Annotated in this window: 17 protein-coding genes, 1 tRNA gene and 2 pseudogenes; 13 read left to right on the forward strand and 7 right to left on the reverse strand. The window is 38.8% G+C overall.

The annotated features are described in order from the left end of the window. Positions 1-831 precede the first annotated feature (831 nt). Positions 832-1959, reverse strand: coding sequence for a site-specific tyrosine recombinase/integron integrase (gene xerA / locus NYZ99_RS04975; RefSeq protein ID WP_260574126.1), 1128 nt, complete (start codon positions 1957-1959; stop codon positions 832-834). A gap of 218 nt (positions 1960-2177) precedes the next feature. On the opposite strand from xerA, the gene NYZ99_RS21355 reads away from it, so the two are divergent. The 6 genes from NYZ99_RS21355 to NYZ99_RS05005 all read left to right on the forward strand — a co-directional run bounded on the left by NYZ99_RS21355 (position 2178) and on the right by NYZ99_RS05005 (position 5723). Then, positions 2178-2405, forward strand: a complete 228-nt coding sequence (locus NYZ99_RS21355; protein ID WP_338039318.1) for a hypothetical protein — start codon at positions 2178-2180, stop codon at positions 2403-2405. A 360-nt stretch (positions 2406-2765) separates the two neighbouring features. Continuing rightward, positions 2766-3104 (forward strand): BfmA/BtgA family mobilization protein, encoded by a 339-nt coding sequence (locus NYZ99_RS04985; protein WP_260574127.1) that lies wholly within the window; start codon positions 2766-2768, stop codon positions 3102-3104. After that, entirely contained in the window at positions 3101-4012 is a 912-nt protein-coding gene (locus tag NYZ99_RS04990; protein ID WP_260574128.1) for a DUF5712 family protein, read from the forward strand. The genes NYZ99_RS04985 and NYZ99_RS04990 overlap by 4 nt, the downstream gene beginning before the upstream one ends. 233 nt (positions 4013-4245) lie before the next feature. Continuing rightward, the gene (locus NYZ99_RS04995) at positions 4246-4758 is read left to right on the forward strand and encodes a type IV secretory system conjugative DNA transfer family protein (RefSeq protein WP_260574129.1); all 513 of its coding nucleotides are present in this window, start codon (positions 4246-4248) and stop codon (positions 4756-4758) included. Next, positions 4736-5032: a hypothetical protein gene (locus NYZ99_RS05000; RefSeq protein ID WP_260574131.1), complete on the forward strand. Its 297-nt coding sequence runs from the start codon at positions 4736-4738 to the stop codon at positions 5030-5032. Before NYZ99_RS04995 ends, NYZ99_RS05000 begins: the two co-directional genes overlap by 23 nt. 7 nt (positions 5033-5039) lie before the next feature. Further along, on the forward strand, positions 5040-5723 hold the full coding sequence (locus NYZ99_RS05005) for a type IV secretory system conjugative DNA transfer family protein (RefSeq protein WP_260574133.1): 684 nt from the start codon (positions 5040-5042) through the stop codon (positions 5721-5723). A 28-nt stretch (positions 5724-5751) separates the two neighbouring features. Here the strand turns inward: NYZ99_RS05005 and NYZ99_RS05010 are convergent, their stop codons facing one another. Next, positions 5752-7146: a Fic family protein gene (locus NYZ99_RS05010; RefSeq protein ID WP_260574135.1), complete on the reverse strand. Its 1395-nt coding sequence runs from the start codon at positions 7144-7146 to the stop codon at positions 5752-5754. A 595-nt stretch (positions 7147-7741) separates the two neighbouring features. Between NYZ99_RS05010 and NYZ99_RS05015 the strand changes: the two genes are divergently transcribed. The 3 genes and pseudogenes from NYZ99_RS05015 to NYZ99_RS22795 all read left to right on the forward strand — a co-directional run bounded on the left by NYZ99_RS05015 (position 7742) and on the right by NYZ99_RS22795 (position 8850). Beyond that, the gene (locus NYZ99_RS05015; RefSeq protein WP_260574137.1) at positions 7742-8185 is read left to right on the forward strand and encodes a JAB domain-containing protein; all 444 of its coding nucleotides are present in this window, start codon (positions 7742-7744) and stop codon (positions 8183-8185) included. Between the two features lie 125 nt (positions 8186-8310). After that, complete coding sequence (locus NYZ99_RS05020; RefSeq protein WP_260574139.1) at positions 8311-8562, forward strand: type II toxin-antitoxin system ParD family antitoxin; 252 nt, start codon at positions 8311-8313, stop codon at positions 8560-8562. Then, positions 8549-8850 (forward strand): annotated as a pseudogene (locus NYZ99_RS22795) (type II toxin-antitoxin system RelE/ParE family toxin). The gene NYZ99_RS05020 and the pseudogene NYZ99_RS22795 overlap by 14 nt, the downstream one beginning before the upstream one ends. A 324-nt stretch (positions 8851-9174) precedes the next feature. Here NYZ99_RS22795 and NYZ99_RS05030 read toward each other — a convergent pair. Beyond that, positions 9175-9248: transfer RNA gene (locus NYZ99_RS05030), tRNA-Arg, on the reverse strand. A 198-nt stretch (positions 9249-9446) separates the two neighbouring features. On the opposite strand from NYZ99_RS05030, the gene NYZ99_RS05035 reads away from it, so the two are divergent. After that, positions 9447-9959 (forward strand): adenine phosphoribosyltransferase, encoded by a 513-nt coding sequence (locus NYZ99_RS05035; RefSeq protein WP_260574143.1) that lies wholly within the window; start codon positions 9447-9449, stop codon positions 9957-9959. On the opposite strand, the gene NYZ99_RS05040 is transcribed toward NYZ99_RS05035, so the two are convergent. The 4 genes from NYZ99_RS05040 to NYZ99_RS05055 all read right to left on the reverse strand — a co-directional run bounded on the left by NYZ99_RS05040 (position 9956) and on the right by NYZ99_RS05055 (position 14127). Then, entirely contained in the window at positions 9956-10108 is a 153-nt protein-coding gene (locus NYZ99_RS05040) for an SsrA-binding protein (RefSeq protein ID WP_260574145.1), read from the reverse strand. The two genes, NYZ99_RS05035 and NYZ99_RS05040, sit on opposite strands and share 4 nt — an antisense overlap. Before the next feature lie 174 nt (positions 10109-10282). After that, complete coding sequence (locus NYZ99_RS05045; protein WP_260574152.1) at positions 10283-11617, reverse strand: SPFH domain-containing protein; 1335 nt, start codon at positions 11615-11617, stop codon at positions 10283-10285. 465 nt (positions 11618-12082) lie between these two features. Further along, the gene (locus NYZ99_RS05050) at positions 12083-13255 is read right to left on the reverse strand and encodes a hypothetical protein (protein WP_420845186.1); all 1173 of its coding nucleotides are present in this window, start codon (positions 13253-13255) and stop codon (positions 12083-12085) included. 512 nt (positions 13256-13767) lie between these two features. Beyond that, the gene (locus NYZ99_RS05055; protein WP_260574156.1) at positions 13768-14127 is read right to left on the reverse strand and encodes a BlaI/MecI/CopY family transcriptional regulator; all 360 of its coding nucleotides are present in this window, start codon (positions 14125-14127) and stop codon (positions 13768-13770) included. Positions 14128-14278: 151 nt separating this feature from the next. Here NYZ99_RS05055 and NYZ99_RS05060 point away from each other — a divergent pair. The 3 genes and pseudogenes from NYZ99_RS05060 to NYZ99_RS05070 all read left to right on the forward strand — a co-directional run bounded on the left by NYZ99_RS05060 (position 14279) and on the right by NYZ99_RS05070 (position 18199). Next, positions 14279-15216, forward strand: a pseudogene (locus NYZ99_RS05060) (calcium/sodium antiporter). Positions 15217-15220: 4 nt separating this feature from the next. After that, positions 15221-16792: a carboxypeptidase-like regulatory domain-containing protein gene (locus tag NYZ99_RS05065; RefSeq protein ID WP_260574157.1), complete on the forward strand. Its 1572-nt coding sequence runs from the start codon at positions 15221-15223 to the stop codon at positions 16790-16792. Positions 16793-16795: 3 nt separating this feature from the next. Then, positions 16796-18199 (forward strand): carboxypeptidase-like regulatory domain-containing protein, encoded by a 1404-nt coding sequence (locus NYZ99_RS05070; RefSeq protein WP_260574158.1) that lies wholly within the window; start codon positions 16796-16798, stop codon positions 18197-18199. Positions 18200-18372: the final 173 nt, after the last annotated feature.

Below are 18372 nucleotides of genomic sequence, written 5' to 3' on the forward strand. Positions count from 1 at the left end.
CATTTCCAACGGAAATTGTCCGGGAGAAATCGGGCCCTGTTAATGGTTTATAGTTTTAAATTTAGCGAAAATGCAGCAATGAATTATAGCCGGTGTTAGAGAACGGTTTTATTATTTATTTTTTACTGCCTGAACTTGATAAAAAGGGAGCGAACATTTTTCGATGGCCTCGCTTTACCTCCAAATACAAAATGGGTTTTCTTTTTTTATTTTTTCGTCCGAGTGGGAGGTCGGACTGGGTATTAATGGCGACCGAGTAAAAGGTCGGTTCAGGTTTTGTTAACGGTTCGTCCGTGCCATGTTTGGTCGGGCTTTGCCCCACTGTTCTCTAACGCCCGAGCTATGATTAGTTGCGGCGTTCACGGCCCAAAATACGATAAATAGACGCTTGGTTTGAAAATCCGTCTAGGATTTTCATACAGTCCTCAGGCCGAGCAATTAATTATAGGTTTTGTTAGCGTAACCGTGGCGTTCCCCTTTTCATGGGCAGGTAAGGGACACTGCCATTTGTTCCCGTACCCTTTTTGCCCTTTTAATCCACCACGGAGTGGGAAGTCTGCGTTCTGCTTGCGTACCCCTTGCGAACAGATTGGAAAGCTTTTTACAAGTCCGAGTCGGATCCTTTCTGCGCAGCCCTTGCGTACCGGGGCAAAAAAGGGAAGGCCCCGAACCGATAATTATTTTTTTAAGAGCACCGAAACCAAAACAGGGGAGTACTGACCGGAGAAAAAGAGACCCTTAAATTCCAAAAAGACCCCCGACCAATAATAACGGCATTTACGCTAACGGTTGTATATAGTAACAAGTTACTATATTTCTATTTTATCCGGACTAATCTAATGGATTTTTAATGTTCTTAAAGGTATTCGTCGCCACATGGGTGTATATTTCGGTAGTCTTGCTGGATCCATGGCCTAAAAGTACTTGGATCTGCCTAAGATCTGTACCTGATTCCAAAAGATGGGTCGCAAAACTGTGCCGTAATATATGTGGGGTGACCGTATTTCTTATACCAGCCTTTTCCGCTGCCTTTTTGACGATGTTCAATACACTTTCTGCGGTATATTTCGATGCCTTCCTTCCCTCGAACAAATATTCCTGAGGTTTCCATTCTTTGTAATAGAGACGAAGATCATCAAGTGTTGATTTTGATAATAAAGTATACCTGTCCTTATTACCTTTGGAACCTTCGACCCTGACCAGCATTCGCTTGCTATCTATATCGTTTATCTTTAAATTCAAAAGCTCACTTCGTCTAAGGCCTGAACCATACAAAAGTTTTACAATACAACGGTGCTTAAGATTATTGGTGTTCTCGATAATCGCAATGATTTCCTCCTTGGAAATGACCTTCGGTAGCTTTGATTCTTTTACGGGCCTTTCGATCTCATAAAAGCGGTTGGGCATACCTAAAACTACCTCGTAATAGAATTTAATGGAGTTAATCGCCTGGTTCAGATAAGAATTGGATACCTTCTTCCGTATAAGACACTGTAAAAACGCCCTGATATCACTCTCGTCAATCGTATGTAGCTCTTTTTCCTTATAATAGTTGATGAACATTTCAAAGAAGGATACGTAGGTCTTTACCGTACTAAACGAATATCGTTTTAACTCCAACTTCAATAGATATTCCTCGGGACAATATCTATAATTGGGAATAGGTTTTCTTTTCCTGAACCAGGACACATCAACAATTTCATTTTTGGTGTTTACCGGTCTATTGGTAAAAAATCGATTGTAGTTTATCCGGACCACACCTTTGAACGTATTGAAGACGATGCCAAGATTGGCCTTGGTATTGGGTATGTAGGCCATATTGTATTTTTCGCTCCATTTAGGATTTGGTAGACCCTTGATCAGGTTCTGTATAAGCCTATCCGGGGAAAACTTGATGCCTATCATTTTACGATCATCGATCATTAAATGGTAAAGCGTTATTGATTTCATTGCGTTCATAGAACAAGTTTATCGAAGTTTCATATTTTAATCGGTATATTATGTCTATAATATGCGTTTGTAAATGACTAACTCAAAAACTTGTCCTGTTTGTGGAGCTATCGTTCTAGGCTCAGTCCGATAAGAAGTTCTGTTCTAAAAAATGTAAGTCCATAGACCAATATGAGAATCGTCAGAAAACGGAGGTCTTTTACCTTGAGGTCGATAGGCAATTGAAATTGAACAGACGGATTTTAAAAAAGTACAACAAATCGGGGTATACGATTATCAGGAAAAGTGAACTGACAGGGGAGGGCTTTGACCCAAAATATTTTACCCATTATTGGAAGAATAAAAAGGGAGACGTTTATTTTTTTGTTTACGAATATGGTTTTCTATTGAAGAACGACAATGGAAAGGAAAAATATGTTCTCGTCATTTGGCAGGACTATATGACCACACATTGAGGATACTATTTATTATTTATTGCGAATGGGCTCACGAAGTATCTTTCAAAAAAGAAAGATAGCAAGCAGGAACCATGCGTTGCAGTGGTTCCTGCTTGCGCCTGCGGCGGGCCAACGCAGGCTATGCCTGCTTTAAGAGGTTATTCTGCAATTATAGCGTATTATAATTTTCTTATAACGAATGGTGCAATCAGTTGATTTTCAACACCTAATTTTATAGAAAGTCCTGCATCGGAAATCATTTTCTACAAACCCTCAAGATTTCTGATAACCAATTATTTACGGGTCTTGATATGCACCAATTACCCTAGTGCACGGGTTTCGCAGTTCCAAAAAAGGACATTTGGGAAAGGAATCGACATGCGGAAGAAGAGTATTATCATTAATGAAAGGAGTCATAGGGAACTCAAAAAGTTGGCCCAGGAGCACAATAGGAATATTGGAAAATTTACTGAGGAAATGATCCTCTATTTCCAAAAAACGGGAACCGACCCCCAAGCCATAAAAGGGAAGAACGCCAGCGAGATGATCAAGGTCATCGATAGGCGTATCGTTTCTTTCTTTAAGACCCAGGAATCGGAAATCCTATATCCCATTCAGACGCAATTGAACAAAAACGGGGAACGTACCGACTTTCTCTTCAAAAAGCTTATTGAGGAACTGAACAAGATTTTTGAACGGATAAAATTTGGGGGATGATGCCCGTAAGTATTGTTCATACCACTTCCCAAGACAATAAGGGCAGTTGCTCCAAATACGGACATTACCTGAATAAGGAAAATAAGGTGCTGAAGAAGGAGGGTCTAGGACATCGACAACAGTTTTTCTTCGACCAGGAACAAAACACGCTAACAACCATTAGGGCAATCGATTTGGTAGATAGGAATAGCAGAAATAAGGGGCTGGCAAAAAAGCAGGATCGATATTTTACGGTGACCTTGAATTTTAGCAAAAAGGAACTGGACCACCTGACATCGACCTTGGCCAAAAGACCCATAACGGACATAGGCGAATTGAACGATAGGGAGTTACAGGACTACAATGAGGTTATCCGATTGTTCACCCGACAGGCCATGCGTAATTATGCGGACAATTTTAATAAGGGAATTACAGAGAAGCAACTGGTTTGGTTTGCCAAGATCGAGCACAGAAGATATTATAAGGGAACCGATAGGGAGGTCATGGTCGGCAAGGCCAAAAGCGGGGAACGTAAAGAAGGGCTGCAGTCCCATGTACATATTACCGTTTCGAGAATGCACAAAGATTATCGGATAAACCTGAGCCCCTTGGCCAATGCCCGTAGTAGCACGAATCGGGTCTTGAACGGAAAAAAGGTAAATGGCGGATTTGACCGTTCACAATGGAAACAACGGAACGAGTACACCTTTGACGAGATGTTCAAATATAAGAGAGGCCTGGAGGAGAAATTTGAGACGCTTCGGGTTTTAAAGCATGGTACTCTAGAAGAGAAAGAGGTGTTGAAATTGGCCATACAACAGGAAAAGAATCAGACCATAGAAAATCCCTCTATTTCCAAAAAAATAAAAAGGCGCAATGGTATTGAAAAAGAGAGGATAAAAAGTAGGAACAACCAAATGACAAGATAAGCACATGGACAAGGCGGTATTTATGGAATTGCTGATGGGAGGGACGCACCCCATCATACATCTGTTAATGCGCTTTGTCGCTTTTGTAGTCTACTTTCTGTTTTTAAAGCGTGTCAGCAGGATGCACTTTTTTCTCGGCACTCTTTGTTTCTTTTCCCCTAACCATATTTTTTCCATTGGCACTTTTTATCCCATGTTTCGTCTTGGGTTGAATCGCATATCGGATATACGCTTTGGTACGTTCCCTGTTCAAGAAAAGCCCGGTAGTTATCGATGAGGTTGATGACAGTCCGGAGGGCTTCCGATTTACGGTTGATGACAAGAACGTTTTGTTGGAGAATCCATATCGGGGTATTTATATCCAAGGAGGAGCGGGGAGTGGAAAGACACTTTCGCTGATACACCCCATAGTAATACAGGCTGTTACCAAAAACTATTCGGGAATATGTTATGATTTTAAATCCCCTGAATTAACCCGATTGCTATTTGCTAATTTGAAAAAAGGGGAGGGGATAGTCCACCCGTATTTTATCGATTTCAAGGAAGCCCGGAGAAGCGCCCGGACAAATCCCTTACAACCCGAACTGTTACCTAAAATTGCCTACGCCCACGAATATGCCCGCACCTTGATGTACAACCTATCCCCCAAGAACATCAAGAACGAGGACTATTGGATGATGGAGGCCAAAAGTGTACTGACCGGGCTTATCTCGGTATCTAAAAATGGAGCATCCCCACTATTGTAGCCTTCCCCATGTGATAAGTTTGATATTGCACACCGATATGTCCCAATTGTTGGAACGGATATCGGCAAATCCGGAAGCTGCAGGTTTTACGGCCAGTTTAAAACAGGCGTTACATAAAGAGGCATCCAACCAAGTGGCAGGAGTGGTAAGTACGTTACGCACCAATTTAGCGAAGCTGAATACGCCCGATATTTTCTCGGATACTCTCCGGAAACGACCTCGATTTAAACATCAACGACCCCCTAAACCCAAAATTCCTTTGTATCGGCAATGAAAGCACCTTGGCTGAAACCTATGCCCCTGTAATTTCCCTGCTTATTTCCGTGGCTCTAAAACAGATGAATCAACCAGGTAAACATAAATCGGTGGTATTGGTGGACGAACTGCCTACGCTTTATATCAACAAACTGGAACAGACCCCTGCCACGGCCCGAAGCAATAAGGTGGCGACGGTTTTGGCCTGTCAGGATTTTAGTCAAATGGTTGACCGATATGGAAGGGACAAGGCTCAGGTCCTATTGTCCAACATGGGAAACCAATTTTTTGGTAGAACGGTAAATAAGGATTCCGCACAGATGATAACCCAAATGTTCGGCAAGGCGGACAAAACGTTTAAGACAATCAGTAATGGGGATAATTATTATCAATCCTCCATTTTTGGAAAGCACACCAATTCTTTGAACAAAAGTACCAACGAAACCGTTCAAGAACGGGACCGGGTAAAAACTACCGATATAATGAATCTTCGACCAGGGGAATTCTATGGTCTAATAGCGGAAGGCAACGAGAGGGAAATCTTAAAATCTGAATTTGTAATCAATAAGGAATTAGGAGATAGTGGTTTTGAATTTCCAATTAGGGCAACAGATATGGATATTCAGGACAATTACCAAAAGATTATTTGGCAGGCTAAAAGTATTCTCGAACCTATGGCTAAACAAGATGAAGATTTGATTCGGTTTTAGTTTTTCTCTTCGATGGCATGGGTTTGAATTAGAAAGTTGAACCATAAAACGCTTCAATAGCCGCAATTTCTTCATCGTTCAATTCATTAAATTCCTTAGTTCTTTTGTTCTTTGAAAGTTTGCCTTTATTCTGATTTAGGAATTTAATTAGAAGATCGACCTTGGTATCAGGTAGGGCTACAACGGAATTGATAAAGTTGGTCATTAGGTCGTACTTTTCTAAAAAGTCCAACTCTTCGGGAATAATCTTTTCGATAGTTTCTTCGACACATTCATAAAGAAATTCAGCTTGACGGGTTGCATCAAAATAGCGGTATAGATCAATCGTTTCATTGGTTATTTCAACGTTATGATCTGGAGTTGGTTTCCATTCGATCAAATCTAGTATAGGAGAGGAGTAGGCCTCCAAAACATCTTGATATTCCCCGATACGGTTCAGGATAGCCGAGGATACCGGAAAAATCATGTCCCGTTTCGTGTACCCCATTTTGACCAATATATGATGTATCAAATACCTATGGATTCTGCCATTTCCATCGGAAAAAGGATGTATGAACACAAAGCCAAAGGCAATGCTTGCCGCAGCCAAGACAGGGTCATAGCTGCTATTTTGAAGTCTATTATTGGTGTCGATGAGTCCTTGCATCAGCGAAGTCAAATCACTTGCTTTTGCAGAAATATGATCTGGCATCGGTAAAAGGCTTTCCCGGTCATGTTCGCCGATAAAGCCTTCCCCTATACGGATTCCCATATGCTTTAATTTCTTCGTGCCGATAACAATATCCTGTAAGCGCTCCAATTCATCTACGGACAAAGGTTTTTTTCCTGCCTGCCCAATAGCCTTGCCCCAATTTCTTGCTCGCAGGTTCGGGGGATATTCCCCCTCGATGGCAAAGGATGCCTTGGAGTCCTTCAATAATAGAAAAGCGGCCGTTCTGCGGATCAAGTCTTTGTTTCTTCCTTTCAAGCCCTTTTCCATGAGTTCAGGAAATTTGGTTGCCGTGAATTTTTCTAATTTTTCGATTCTTCGGATTAATGGACAAAATTCAGGAGTGCCAGGAAGATTGTTTTTTACGCGATGCCGGGTACTGTTTTCAATGGGGCCCTCATATTGAAGTTTTGGATTGACGATTTCGACATAGGTGCCTACCTTTAAATCGGGAATGTCAAGTTGTTTGCCCAATAACCATTCATACAGAAACCAAATGCGTCGTGAGTATTGACTGGTGGGTTCGTTCTTCATCATGGTCTTTACAAGGCCATCACCGGCATAAAGAAAGAATTCCTTTAAGATTAATAAATCAATGCCCTCGTATTTCAAGGCGAATGTTAAATGAGCGATCTCATCTTTTGAGGGCATATAACGATTTGCGAACACTTGCCATTGTTCGGTATTGTAGCGTTGTTGCTTATCAGTGACCATTGCCGAACATCGGGGGTTGGTAAACGTCTACCTGTGTGCTCTTCCAAAATTTGAAGTAAGAAGGCATAGCCTACTAAAACGCCCTCTTCAGGCAGGTCTCTACCATGAAAAGCGATTACTTTGCGTGAAAAGTGATTACTTTTTGACATTATTCATGAAATATGATTACAAATATAGTATGCAAAATGATTACTTTCCATGAAAAACAATTCCTTTTTATGCTTTATTATGAAAAATGATTATTGATACTTAGTGTTTAAATGTTTTCCATGTTCCTGCGGAAGTTGAAAAACCTTCACCTTCATTCATGCCCGAGCGGACACGCTTTGCTGGTCCGCCATTGGTCGTCTTTTCGGTTCCGGTCTTTCAACACCCTCGAAACCGCGCATAAACACAAACGAACGCAGTGAGCGTTCGTTCGCCTTTATAGTTGCCCTTCATTGGCCTAAATACGTTTGTAACTGGTAATTCTTTCTTCCCAAGTTGTTCAAAATTTTGCTTTGCAAGCTCCGAATTCTAAATGAAACGCCAAATGCGAACATTTGGCTTATTCATTTAAAATCCGGTGGACGCTCGCCATCAAAATCTTAAAACAATGGAAAGAGCGAACGAAATTCAAATCAGTTACAAGAACAATGGAAGTGCCAATCAATTAAAAATTACCGATGCCAGTAGTGCCAACAACATTATAATGGATTCCTGGGATCGTAATACCATTGAATTATTCGAAACCTTTAAGGTTGTATATCTGAACAACTGCAATACCGTAAAAGGAATCTGTACCATTTCCACGGGAGGTATTTCCGGTACCATCGTTGATATACGCTTGATATTTGCTACGGCCTTAAAGACCTTGTCTACGGCCATTATCTTGACGCATAACCATCCCAGTGGAGTCGTGGTTCCTAGTCAAGCCGATATTCAATTGACCCAAAAAATAGTGAAGGCTGGGGAGTTATTGGATATCAAGGTATTGGATCATATCATCGTTACACCACATGGTTCATTTTATAGCTTTGCAAATGAGGGGAAGCTTTAGATTCAAATCAATTAAGGTTTTTGTAGTGCCTTTAAGTGACGCGTGTACTAATTTCATTAATACAACACTTGCATTGTCCTCAAAAAAGGATTAAATTGAACCATAGTTATTAATATTGGTTCATTATGGCAGTAATAAGAAAATCTATCACTTTTACGGAACAACAAGATGCCTTTGTCAAAAGTTTGATAGAGCAGGGGTTCTACACTAACGACAGTGAATATATTAGGGACATAATTCGAAAGGATCAAGAGCGCAGAAAACGAATCGTCGATCTGAACGAGGCCCTTATCGAAGGTATCGAGAGCGGACCTACCGATGCTACTATAGATAGTATTTGGGAAGAAGCTATAAGCGAGCACAATGCCGGAAAATAATTATGTTATTAGTGCAAAGGCAAGGGACGATTTTAAGTCCATTGCCAAATACACGGTCGAAAAATTTGGGGAAACGCAATCCTTAAAATATGCAAAGGGCCTTAAAAGTGTTTTGACCGAACTTGGCGACAATCCGAACTTGGTAGGAGATATGTGGCCATAAAGGATAAAATGTTACTGCGTTACCGTTACAAGGCACATGTAATATTTTATTATCTAATGGAAAATCAAATTTTCATTGTAAGGGTATTGGGTGGTCGAATGGATTTTCCCAAACACCTTAAGTAAAGTTCAAAAAAAACGATACAATGAGCTCGAAATATACTAGATGGATTATTATTGGCTTCGTCGTTTGGCTCAGTTTATATTCTACATTTAGAATGACTAGCTTGTACGGATATAATGGTTTTTTGATTTCAATTTCAATAATAGTATTGTTATTGTTTCTTATTTATAGATTTCGAAAAAGTAAGATAAAATCAAAGTTCAAATGAAGAATAGATTGTTCTATTAAAAGGACTCAAATGCAAGCACCATACAATAAGTGCCCCCCATTTTGCCCCCTAAAAATTTAAAACCTCTGTAAAATATGGAGTTTACAGAGGTTTTTAGTGACCTCGGCAGGATTCAAACCTGCAACCTTCTGAGCCGTAATCAGATGCGCTATTCAGTTGCGCCACGAGGCCGGTTTGGAATTTTTACGTATTCCAGGACGTTTTATGCTATTTACAGGTAACCTATATTTCGGTGATTCCTGCAACCATCTGAGCCGTTATTAGATGTGCCATTCTCCCGATAGCTATCGGGAGTGCCACGAGGCCGTTAATGGGGTGCAAATATATTTCTTTTTACATTTACCACAAAATTAAGACCCTTTATAATAGATGGATTTTAAAAGCTATATCAGGGATGTGCCTGATTTTCCCAAACCCGGTATTTTGTTCAAGGATATAACGCCGCTCTTACAAGAACCCAAAGCATTGAAAATGGCAGCAGATGCCTTGGTGGAAGGGCTTACGGATAAAGGCATAGACAAGGTCGTTGGTATGGAAAGTAGAGGGTTTCTATTTGGCCCATTGTTGGCAGAACGATTGGGGGCCGGATTTGTTCCTATTAGAAAACCGGGCAAACTGCCCTATAAGACCCTAAATGAGTCCTATGATTTGGAGTATGGAACCGACACCCTAGAAATACATGTAGATGGAATCGAAGAGGGAGATAAGGTATTAATACATGATGATGTTCTTGCCACTGGGGGCACAGCCTTTGCGACTACCAAATTGGTGGAAAACTTGGGGGGTATTATCGTTCAATGTAACTTTTTGATAGAACTTTCATTTCTCAATGGAAGGGAAAGAATACATTCCTTTGAGGTAAAATCACTGATTACCTATTAGGACAAGGCACGCGTGGTCACATAATATCTCCATCCGATAATCGCAAGTTGAAATTTACTGGCTTTGGACAAATCCAATTGTTTTTTTGAATAGGAGGGAAGTAGGGCCTTGTTCAATTTCGCCAAAAACGTAAAGAAGCTCTTTTTCATCTGCTTATTTTAATTGTTTTTCATAGGTCAGATGTAATTCCCTATCTTGATAGTTATTGAGACATCTCCTTGTATATCGAGCCTTGATATGGCTCATTTCAAAACAACGTTTTAACAAACATACATAAAAAAAGATTGCGGTTTTAGACCGCAATCTTTGAAAGTTGGTGGTTGTTACTCCTTTTTGCCATCCATCATTTTTTTGGCCGGATCGGCCCCAATGAGCGATTGCAATAAATTACCGTCGCTGGTCTTGCCGGTACTTCCTTCAATGAATATCTCCGGAAGACTTAGGTCTTTTAGCTCACGGGCCACGTGCACGGAGGTTTTATATTCCCATTCCGCACGTTCCTGTGGGGTGAGACCAGCGGAAACCAATTTGGCGTTTTTATAGGATTCCGCATCGGCAGCTACCTTCTTGCTCAAAGCCTTGAACTTTTCTACCTCGTATTGCTTCTTCTCCTTCGTTAAGTTGAACTCGGCTACTTTGGCCTCGGTTTCGGCAGCAATGGTTTTTTGAATCTGCTCTTTTTCTAATCGGGCCCTTTCAACGGCTTTGTCCGCTTCCCCTCCGGCTTTCTCCTTTTGGGCACGATAGAATTCACGTTCCGCTTGCTGTTTTTCCAGCTGTGTCTGTGCCACCTCTTCCTTTTGTAACTGTAAACGGTTGTCAAAAGTTTCTTCCCAATCTATTTCCGTCACCACGGCTTGGATAACGGTAAGCCCATAGGCCTTTAGGGAATTTCCTTTTTCTCTAACGGGTTCTGCATCCTTGACTTGGATTCGGAAGCGCTTTTGTTTCGATTCCTTGTTCATTACTGTACGAACGGTGCTGCTATCACCTATGATTTCACGGTTTTGATTCTCGGAATACTCCTCCAGTACATACATTCCGTTTTCCAGTTGATCCTTAAAATATCGGTCGAAGTCAGACGCCTGCCCGGAAATATAATCTTGGGCATCCATAAGCTTGCAGGTATTCTTTATAGACTGGTCAATATTGGGAATGATGCGTGATCGGATCATATTCTGTTCCGTTTTATTACGATCGGCAACGGATAGAAACTGATTGTCATCATCTGTATTGATACCTATCACTACAGAAGTTGCTATTCTAGCTTTCACCGCATCACTAAAGGCCCAGTATTTTGCATCATCTACATTGGCATATTCACTCTGCTCCCCAAGTTCTCCATTTGAATTTGGAATAACATATTTAATAGGTAGCTCGAACTGAATAGGTATCAAGCGGCCCCACATTTTGGAATGGATACCTTGTCTAAAAACAGCCTTTTGCCCTCCCCAGGGATACTGTACGGCATAGGCCGTTCCAGGTTCTGCGTAGAAAAAGGCTCCGGTTATAATACTAAGAATTATTCCCAATAGTACTATTTGTAGACTTCGTTTAGGAGTTGCCCATCCCGTTAACTTGGTATTTCCAAAAATGGGTTTTGCCAAAAGGCCGAGCAACCCTACTACAATAATTAAAATTCCTATAAATGTTAACATGGTTTTTCAAGTTTAGAGGTTATACATTATGATACTTACAATTAGATATAATATGAGTTTAATAACAGTGATCATCTTTATAGTTTTAGGTTATACAATTGTTGTTTATAATCGATTATTCGAATAATATATAATGGAGTTTCGCTTCCATCCAAGAAATTTTAGTTAAATCGATATATTTGGATACAAGTATGTAAGTAAAAAAATGATATATGTTATAATATTTGTGACTAATCCTACAATAATGTGATAAAATGTAATACGTATATACCTTTTTAGTTATATTATATAAATTTTGTAGGGGTAAAATGGGATGTTTCCAAAAGTTGTAGGGGATTTTCATTAAAATTTCTTCGATTTTCTTCGATTTCATTTTTATGGGAAGCAAAAAAAAGACCCGGCCAAATGGATATTCCATGTGACCAGGTCTGTCTAAATCGACTATCTTGTAAAGGTTGTTACCCTCTAGTTGGTGGTTATTTCAATAACACCGTCGGTGGCTTTTTTACCGTGCTTTTTTATGGCTTCTGAGCCTTTTAAGACATTAATGGATTTTATGTTACTGGGATCTAGTTTTTTTACTTGTTTCTCATTACTCAGTTTTCCATTGATCAAAAACAAAGGTTTTTTATCTCCGTCGGTATCTATGAAGAAAAATCCATTAGACTCCTTTTCTATAATTTCGATATCATGATCTTCATCGGAATCAGATTTAATAAAGATATGTTTTTTAGAACCTGGTGATACTTTTCTGATGACGATGTTTTCTTTGGTAACATTTTCATCATCGGAATCAATCATGATAAAGGAGTTTTCATCGATATCCATATCCATCTCTTTTAAATCCTCAATGGAAACTTCTTCACCGTTAAGGGTCGCATATTTTTTTCCATTTATTTTTTTAACTATAATTTCTTTGTGGTCTTCGTTTCCGTCTGACCTGTGCACCCACACCTTGGTATGAGCATCGGTATGCAATACGTTACTCTTTCCATTACCTATGGTAACAGTATTGTTTTCTGTATCAATTAAAATATAGGTGGGGTCGATCGTGTCATCGTCCGATTGTGAATTATGACTACTGCTGAATTCCGCACCTTTTTTAGTACCTCCGGAAACGTGAAGGGAAAGTGATGAAATCTCTCCATCCCCGTTCCTCACCGTTGTATAGGAAAAGTCGATATTGTCCTTTTTGAGATCGTTCTTGATTTTTAGGAGCTCATCGTCCGTCGTAGTTTTGTCAATAACCAATTCTATAACACCTTCTTCTGATAGGTTTACTTGGTCTCTTTGAAGGACATACTTAGTTTTTACATTGAAACTTAGAAGGAACAAAGCCAAAAAAGGCAAAATAAATAGACCTTTAAGTGCTTTGAATTTGTGTGATGGATGTTGATTGATCATGACGATTCGTTTTTTGATTAATGAATTAAAAAATGGATTAACGATTGATAAATTCTGTGGATCAACGGCCTGTTTAAGTAAAATATATTGATACTCTTTTTTGTCCAATGAGGAAGTATGAATATTGGTGTCAGCGAGAAATTCCAAATTTTCCTTCAATGATTTTCGGTACAACCATGCAACGGGATTGAACCACTGTACTATTAGGCACAGTTCCATAAGAATTATATCCAATGAATGTTTTTGCTTGGAATGAATTTTTTCATGTTCAATTATAGCATCAAGTTCCTTCGGGAATGAAGGCAAGGGTTGTATACGATATAGGTAAAGAAGGAGAAGGGTGTTATTTTTTTGTTGCTCCGTACATAGGAGAAGCCATCTTGATGATTGACTGTTCCTCTCTTAATAATATATTTTAATTGAAAGATCTCCTTCGTTAGCCTAAGAACGAATAATAGGGCTCCCAGTGCATAGATTGTAAGTAGTAATACGGGCAGGCTACTGGTTGAAGTTATCTCATTAACCAAATTTTGAGGTTCATTTGAAAGTTCTTGTGGAGTAAGGTTTAAGGTAATGGTCCTTGTTATGGATATTATTGGCAATATCATGGAGGCCAACAAACCAGTTAAGAGAAATAACCTGTTGTAAACAAATAACGTTTCCTTTTTGAGCAGAAAGTAATGGACTATGTAAAATAAAGAAAGTAATCCACAAGACTTTAAGATATATATGAGTAGGGCTTCCATCTATTTCCGTTTTTCTATCAAGTCAATAATTTCTTTAAGTTCTTCTACTGAAATCTTTTCTTCTTTAGCAAAGAAGGAAACTAAGCTTTTATAGGAGTTGTCAAAAAAATCGACCATGCTACTATTAACGAACTGTTTACGATAATTCTCTTTGGAAACTAGTGGAAAGTATCTATGGGTTTTTCCAAAGGCCTCATGGCCCACATATTTTTTGTCTTCAAGGTTTCGTACAATTGTGGAAAGGGTATTGTAGTGTGGTTTTTCACCTTCAATTTCTTCCATGATTTCCTTAACAAAGCCCTTTTCCAGGCTCCAAAGGATTTTCATGACCTCTTCCTCTTTATTGGTTAATTTTTGCATGGTTTTAATTTTGGTCAAACCTATAACTATTTTTGTAGTTATAAAACTATTTTTACAGTTATTTAACTATTTATATAGTTTTTTATTGATTTTAAATGTTGTGCTTAGCTAACTTCAAGCCTTCCTTTATATTTGTTACCAAACCATTGAGATGCAAGATCTCCTTTTCGTCATAACTGGACTAGGATTATTGATTTTGGGAGGAAACTGGTTGCTGAAAGCTGCCGTGGATCTTTCTCTTAAACTTAGTATTCCAAAGATTGTCATAGGTATGACGGTGGTATCTTTCGCTACCTCCGCACCGGAGCTTATCGTCAGCATTAAGGCGGCGTTGGATGGTTTTCCGATTTGGCCTTGGGTAATGTAGTAGGTTCCAATATAGCGAATTTGGGTTTGGTGTTGGCCGTAACCATTTTACTTAGTCCCATCGATGTAAATAAAAGTTTCTATGGCACAGATTGGCCCGTAATGATGGTAGCCTCCCTTCTTTTTTTCTTCTTTATCTATTTTGATGGGGTCATAGATCGGTATGAAGGTTTGGTTATGGTGGTATTTTTACTGCTATTTTTGGTTTATCTTCTTCGCTTTCAAAAAACGGCCGTGGTAGACGAAATGCCGGAAGATGATGAATACTTGCCTTTGTACAAAACCGCACTGTTTTTGGGACTGGGAGGCTTGTGTCTTTGGGGAGGTTCAGAACTGCTGATTTCAGGAGCCGTTGGATTGGCAACCGCCTTTGGGGTAAGCGAAAGGGTCGTTGCCATTACCATTGTTTCTGTAGGCACCAGTATCCCTGAGTTGGCAGCATCCGTCATAGCAGTTTTGAAAAAGGAAAAGGCGATTTCCCTAGGTAATTTGATAGGTTCCAATATTTTTAATTTGTTGGCAGTACTTGGAATAACTTCTCTGGTCACCCCAATTAAGGTCGTAGACCCAGGGTTATTGAGCAATGATATTTTCCGGATGTTGGGCATCTCCTTTATAATATTTCCTTTGGTGTTTTTTCCAAAAGGATTACGGTTAGGTTGGCGAGATGGTATAATTCTTGTAGGAATTTATGTATCTTTTGTTTATCTAACCATTACCTGATACAATGTACACCAATCGATTACCCTTTATTGTATTTCTTCTAGTGGTATCGGTTTGTTGGGCTCAAGAAAATGACTTCATAAGAGGAAAGGTATTGGACTCTAATACAGGAGAGCCTGTGGTTTTTGCCACTGTGAGAGTAATGGGTAAGGCAAAGGGTGTTATTACAAATATGGATGGTAGTTTTCGTTTACCTAAAGAGTATATGGACGCTACGGATTCAATAGAGATTTCTTCCATGGGTTATGAATCAAAGGAAGTTTCGCGAGCTTTATTTGCAGATAATATCATTTTAGAATTAAAATTAACCCCTGCTTTGTTAGTTTTGGACGAGGTCATTGTAAAAGAAAGAAAACGTCGTGTCTTAAGAGGTCTTACGGCCAGGGAAATCGTTCATAAGGCAATAGAAAATCTTCCATTAAACGTTCCCCGGAGCTCATATTCCTATGTGGGATATTATAGGGATTATCAGCTTTATAATTTGGATTATCTAAACCTTAATGAGGCATTAATACAGATTTTTGACAGGGGTTTTGAACATTCGGATTATGAGACAACCGAACTTGGGTTGTTCAGCTACAAAAGGAATAGTGATTTTTTGATAGATACAATCGGATTAAAACCATATGATTATAAAAGTGGCCATAAAACAATTTCTGATGCATTTTTAGATAGTTATGGAGGTAATGAGTTGGTTATTTTAAAAATTCATGATCCTATTAGAAATCATGATAAAAATACCTTTGATTTTGTAAATGTTTTTCAAAGTGACTTTACCCGAAACCATACATTTAATAGGGAAGAAGATCAAATATTGGATGGATCCTATTTATATCACATATCCTTTTCCTCTTCAATTAAAGAATGGGATGTTAAGGGGAATTTGTATATCACAAAGGATAGTTTTGCAATACATGGATTTGAGTATGCAGTATTTTATAATACTAAAAGAATCAATAATGGTATTGACTTGCTTTTTGAAACGAAATTGGAGTATAAAAGGAAGGAAGGAAAGATGTATTTAAGTTACCATTCGATGAACAATTCATTTAGATTGGTCAAGCCGCCAAAATTGAAATTGGAACAAACCATACTGGATTTTAACAGAAATCAATTAGTCTTAGAATTTACTAATGATTTAGAGGAGGAATCCGCACTGAGACTTGCAAATTATGATATTAGATTTAATGGACAAAAGCTAAAATTTAAAGCAATTGTCCATATTGGTAATGAAGTTTCCTTAATTCCCGATGTTCAGAACAAAAGAACCAGAAATTTATTTAGGGAATTAATTTATTCGGTTAATAGTGATAAAATTAAGAGCGGTGATTTAATTGTTGACATTAAGAATGTGAAGGATGAAAACGGAAATGTAGTGAACGAACCCGAATACGAAAACAGAAAACAGTTTAGGGAATTCTTTGTGCAAGAACTTCAGTTAGGATCAACTACTATTCCAAGGGATGATTTCTTTATGGATAAGGGCAAACCAATATTTGTTGATCAACCAATTAAGAGACCCGAAAATTTTAGTGACTATTGGATGAACACACCGCTAAAATCCATTGAAGACTAGCGTATGAAGTTAAGGTACATCATTTGCATATTCTTTATACTTAATTGTGCATTTGTACATGCCCAACAGAATGAATTTTTTTTCGGTAAGATTGAGGATAAAACAACGGGAGAACCTGTCGTATTTGCAAATATAAGAATCAAGGACAGGGAGCTGGGCGTAATCACCAATGTAGATGGTAGTTTTAGGATTCCGGCAAGGTACAGGGAGTATGGTGATACTATAGTGATTTCCTCCATGGGCTACCGGACCAAGGAAATGCCTGTTACCGATTTTTTGCTTGGCGAACTTAATGTTATCAAATTAGAGCCGTCTACCTTTAACCTACAGGAAGCCGTGGTAGAGGCTAGGGATAAAAGAAGAAAAAGGTTAGGTCCCAAGCGTATTGTACAAAAGGCAATTGATGCGATTCCTGATAATTATCCTACTACTTCTTTTTCAACCATAGGATATTATAGGGATTATCAGTTTAAAGATGGGGAGTACATTAATCTTAATGAGGGTATCATGGAGGTGTATGACAAGGGGTTCGACCAATTGGACGATGAAACCTCTGAAATACAAGTTTTTAATTTTGAACTGAACAAGGATTTTAAACAGGACTCAATGGCACGGATAGCCTATGATTATGATAGTTACAAGAAAATTATAAAAAAAGCATATTTGGGGGCTTTAGGGGGCAACGAGTTCCGCATTCTAAGAATTCATGATGCCATAAGGAATTACAATACTTCATCCTACGACTACATTGGAACCTTAAAAAGAGATGTAATTAAAAATCATAATTTTCTCAGGAGTAAAGATTCATATAGCGATAATGAAGCATTGTATGGGATTAAATTTTGGGAAATACGACCAAATTATAGGGCCCATGGAGAAGTATATATATCCAAAACAGATTTCTCCATCCATAGATTGGAGTATACGATGTATGACGCCAAAAGGACAAATAAGGAAAATAAGAAAAACAGACACGGCCACAAGCAGCAGGTCATTTACGAAATTTCAACAGAATATAGGAAGGTAAATGGTAAAATGTATTTAAATTATATCTCTTTCTATAATACTTTTGAAGTAAGAAGACCTCCTAAATTCGAATTGGATTCCACTTTCGTCAATATGCCCGGTGGTTACTACGCACTTTACTTTAATAATACGGTCGATTCACTCTCTGCAGAAAACCCTAAGAATTATGAAATGATGTTCCGGAATAAGAAGTACGGAATTGAAAAGATAGAAGTGTTCGGTGACTCAATTAGATTATATGGGGATGAAGACTTTAAACAGGCGGTCTTTAATGCCAAGGGTGAAACAAGTGCTTTGATAAATAAGCGAAAAGCAAACGAAGTAGAGGACATGTTTGAAATAGGCATTGAAAATGTAATGGATATCCATGGGAATCGGTAAACAAGCCCGATCTGCAGGAATACCAGCAATACAGGGAATTTTTTGCGCAGCGTATAAAACCAAATTCAAGGTCACCATTAAATGGAGAGTATATGGACAAAAGAAAACCAATATTTCAAAATCAACCAATGGTAAAGCCAAAGGATTATAGGGAATACTGGATGAATACTCCA

The sequence above is a fragment of the Maribacter litopenaei genome (assembly GCF_025244665.1).
In the GTDB taxonomy this organism is placed as follows: Bacteria; Bacteroidota; Bacteroidia; order Flavobacteriales; family Flavobacteriaceae; genus Maribacter; species Maribacter litopenaei.

Excerpts from the sequence above, each read along its gene's own strand:
- NYZ99_RS05020 (WP_260574139.1), top strand. The coding sequence starts at position 8,311 with ATGGCAGTAATAAGAAAATCTATCACTTTTACGGAACAACAAGATGCC.
- NYZ99_RS05065 (WP_260574157.1), top strand. The coding sequence starts at position 15,221 with ATGTACACCAATCGATTACCCTTTATTGTATTTCTTCTAGTGGTATCG.
- NYZ99_RS04990 (WP_260574128.1), top strand. The coding sequence starts at position 3,101 with ATGATGCCCGTAAGTATTGTTCATACCACTTCCCAAGACAATAAGGGC.
- NYZ99_RS05040 (WP_260574145.1), bottom strand. The coding sequence starts at position 10,108 with ATGAAAAAGAGCTTCTTTACGTTTTTGGCGAAATTGAACAAGGCCCTA.
- NYZ99_RS05000 (WP_260574131.1), top strand. The coding sequence starts at position 4,736 with ATGGAGCATCCCCACTATTGTAGCCTTCCCCATGTGATAAGTTTGATA.
- NYZ99_RS05035 (WP_260574143.1), top strand. The coding sequence starts at position 9,447 with ATGGATTTTAAAAGCTATATCAGGGATGTGCCTGATTTTCCCAAACCC.
- NYZ99_RS05045 (WP_260574152.1), bottom strand. The coding sequence starts at position 11,617 with ATGTTAACATTTATAGGAATTTTAATTATTGTAGTAGGGTTGCTCGGC.
- NYZ99_RS05070 (WP_260574158.1), top strand. The coding sequence starts at position 16,796 with ATGAAGTTAAGGTACATCATTTGCATATTCTTTATACTTAATTGTGCA.
- xerA (WP_260574126.1), bottom strand. The coding sequence starts at position 1,959 with ATGAACGCAATGAAATCAATAACGCTTTACCATTTAATGATCGATGAT.
- NYZ99_RS04985 (WP_260574127.1), top strand. The coding sequence starts at position 2,766 with ATGCGGAAGAAGAGTATTATCATTAATGAAAGGAGTCATAGGGAACTC.
- NYZ99_RS05015 (WP_260574137.1), top strand. The coding sequence starts at position 7,742 with ATGGAAAGAGCGAACGAAATTCAAATCAGTTACAAGAACAATGGAAGT.
- NYZ99_RS05010 (WP_260574135.1), bottom strand. The coding sequence starts at position 7,146 with ATGGTCACTGATAAGCAACAACGCTACAATACCGAACAATGGCAAGTG.
- NYZ99_RS05055 (WP_260574156.1), bottom strand. The coding sequence starts at position 14,127 with ATGCAAAAATTAACCAATAAAGAGGAAGAGGTCATGAAAATCCTTTGG.